Source organism: Mammaliicoccus sp. P-M59 (assembly GCF_022386135.1).
GTDB classification, from domain to species: Bacteria; Bacillota; Bacilli; order Staphylococcales; family Staphylococcaceae; genus Mammaliicoccus; species Mammaliicoccus sciuri_A.
On sequence record NZ_JAJNJJ010000019.1, the window covers coordinates 1 to 3,167 of the forward strand.

Annotated in this window: 3 protein-coding genes; 1 reads left to right on the top strand and 2 read right to left on the bottom strand. The window is 30.2% G+C overall.

All coding sequences use genetic code 11. The annotated features are described in order from the left end of the window. Positions 1 to 90: 90 nt before the first annotated feature. Complete coding sequence (gene lnu(A), locus LQ617_RS15630; protein WP_000700648.1) at positions 91 to 576, bottom strand: lincosamide nucleotidyltransferase Lnu(A); 486 nt, start codon at positions 574 to 576, stop codon at positions 91 to 93. A 263-nt stretch (positions 577 to 839) separates the two neighbouring features. Here lnu(A) and LQ617_RS15635 point away from each other — a divergent pair, with 263 nt between their 5' ends. After that, the gene (locus LQ617_RS15635) at positions 840 to 1,763 is read left to right on the top strand and encodes a protein rep (RefSeq protein ID WP_103357905.1); all 924 of its coding nucleotides are present in this window, start codon (positions 840 to 842) and stop codon (positions 1,761 to 1,763) included. Between the two features lie 872 nt (positions 1,764 to 2,635). Here the strand turns inward: LQ617_RS15635 and LQ617_RS15640 are convergent. Then, positions 2,636 to 2,836, bottom strand: a complete 201-nt coding sequence (locus LQ617_RS15640; RefSeq protein ID WP_001059083.1) for a cold-shock protein — start codon at positions 2,834 to 2,836, stop codon at positions 2,636 to 2,638. Between the last annotated feature and the right edge of the window lie 331 nt (positions 2,837 to 3,167).

The window sequence follows — 3,167 nt, forward strand, 5'->3', positions numbered from 1 at the left end:
GCGTGAGCTATTAAGCCGACCATTCGACAAGTTTTGGGATTGTTAAGGGTTCCGAGGCTCAACGTCAATAAAGCAATTGGAATAAAGCAATTATGTTATTGATTTTAAATTTTTTATATCAAAATGGTCTTTTTCTGTTAAGTCATAACCAGAATGAAAAAGAAGCTGAGCTTCTTTTGAAATACATGGTATTTTTCGACCTTTATAATTAGTTTCTGAAAACCATTCATTTTGAAAAACGTAATTGCCACCTTCTGGATTTGCTTGAGTAATGGAACCATCATCATTTAAATTTATGGGATGAATATCTAAATATCCATATTTTTTATGTTTAAGTTCCATGCGTGAAGGCATCCAATCAACTTCTATTTTATATCCTATATCTTCTAATTTTTGTATAACTTTTTGAGTGTGTTGGGCGTCAAAATCTATATCTATATCTCTGTGTTCTCTTTGTTGTTTTCCAGTTAATACATCTACACCCCAACCTCCATCTAACCAATAAGTTACTTCCATTTTTTCAAATAAGTCTAAAATATAAAATAAATCCTTTTCTGTTACATTATTAATTTTCATTTTATCCCTCCTAATTTAGGAATTTGAAACGAGTTGAAAACGAGTTTCTTCTTGTCTTGATAATAAGGGTAACTATTTCGATTTTGGATAGTTACCCTTAAAGCATTGGTATATATGGCTTAAAACCCAAAAAAAGTTGCTTTTTCGTACCTATTAATGTATCGTTTTAGGTGTCTAATCAAAAACATACATAGAAAGGGGAAAAAGCAACTTTTTTTATTGTCATAGTTTGTGAAAACTAAGTTGTTTTTATGTGTTATAACATGGAAAAGTATACTGAGAAAAAACAAAGAAATCAAGTATTTCAGAAATTTATTAAACGTCATATTGGAGAGAATCAAATGGACTTAGTTCAAGATTGCAATACATTTCTGTCTTTTGTAGCTGATAAAACTTTAGAAAAACAGAAATTATATAAAGCTAATTCTTGTAAAAATCGATTTTGTCCTGTCTGTGCTTGGAGAAAAGCTAGAAAAGATGCGTTGGGTTTATCTTTGATGATGCAATATATTAAGCAGCAAGAGAAAAAGGAATTTATTTTTTTAACGCTTACGACGCCTAATGTACAAAATGAACAGTTGGAAGATGAGATAAAACATTATAATAAGTCTTTTAAAAAAATGGTTGAACGTAAAAAAGTTAAATCAATTATTAAGGGTTATGTTCGTAAGTTAGAGATTACATATAATAAAAAAAGAGATGATTATAATCCTCATTTTCACGTGTTAATTGCAGTAAATAAATCGTATTTCACAGATAAAAGATATTATATTAGCCAACAAGAATGGTTAGATTTATGGCGTGATGTAACGGGCATTTCAGAAATCACACAAGTTCAAGTTCAAAAAATAAGACAAAATAACAATAAAGAATTATATGAAATGGCTAAGTATTCTGGTAAAGATAGTGATTATTTAATAAATCAAAAAGTATTTGATGCATTCTATAAATCACTTAAAGGTAAACAGGTATTAGTTTATTCAGGATTATTTAAAGAGGCGAGAAAGTTATTAAAAAATGGCGATTTAGATTATTTAAAAGAGATTGATCCAACTGAATATATCTATCAAATTTTTTATATTTGGAAACAAAAAGAATATTTAGCGAGTGAATTGCATGATTTAACAGAACAAGAAAAAAGAGAATTAAATCATCAAATGATTGATGAAATTGAAGAAGAAACATAAAGTGTTGGTCTTAGACTGACACTTTTTTATTGTTAAAAATAATGTCGCCTGCCCCTGTGGGAACTATAAAAAATGTATGCAAATTAATTTGCATGTAGATGGGCAGTGTCTTAAAAAATCGACACTGGTTTTTAGAAAAAATCATTTTGTGAAATCAAAATATATTTATTTGGCTCATATTTGCGTTTTAAGAGCGTTTATAAACTTTTGGATATAAAACTATATGATTTATCCCTATTTCTTTAAAATGACCCCTTAAAATTCAAAATAAAGCATGTATGAGAATGTATAAAGTCAAAAAATAAAGTTGGTTATAGAATCTATAAGCTGTTTTTTAGAATCTATCAGAATCTATAATTTTATAAACGTTGATATAAGTGGCTTGTAAAGAATCTGAATACAAGTTCTGACGATGCCAGGAAACTTTTATACAGGTTATACATTTTAAAAGTGGATCATGTGGCTTAGTTGTATGATTTGTTTGGTTTTAACATGGCTTAAAAGAAATGTATAAAGCATAAGAAGACACCTCAGCTATGCTGAGTGACACGTAGTGGCATTGTGTCCCCTTATGCTCTTAGCAGAGAATCTGAAAAGAATTTAAAAACATCAAAATACGTAGTGAGCAATGTATAAAAAATTGTTGCATTTATGCCGAGAAAATTTATTGATGTTGAGAAGAACCCTTAACTAAACTTGCAGACGAATGTCGGCATAGCGTGAGCTATTAAGCCGACCATTCGACAAGTTTTGGGATTGTTAAGGGTTCCGAGGCTCAACGTCAATAAAGCAATTGGAATAAAGCAATATTTAGGTTAGAGAAAAATAAAAAAGTCCTGGTCTATAATAGACCAGGACTTTTTTATTTTTCGTTAGACCGCAACAACATTAGTTGCTTGTTCGCCACGTTGACCATCAACTATGTCGAAATCTACGCTTTGTCCATCTTCTAAAGATTTATAGCCTTCTCCAACAATGTTAGAAAAGTGAACGAATACGTCGTTACCATTTTCTCTTTCGATGAAACCAAAACCTTTTTCTGAATTAAACCATTTTACTGTACCGTTATTCATATAGAATACCTCCGAGTGCTTTTGCACATAATATTTGTAACAATTTCATTTATAAAAAAGAGGATATTCTAGAAAAATACACTACAATTAAATTCACGAGCTTTTATTACGTTAGATTAAGTATACGCTTATTTATTGGATAAGTACATCTTTAGTTTTAAAAGCACGCATTTATGCCGAGAAAATTTATTGATCGTTGAGAAGAACCCTTAACTAAACTTGTAGACGAATGTCGGCATAGCGTGAGCTATTAAGCCGACCATTCGACAAGTTTTGGGATTGTTAAGGGTTCCGAGGCTCAACGTCAATAAAGCAATTGGAATAAAGCAAT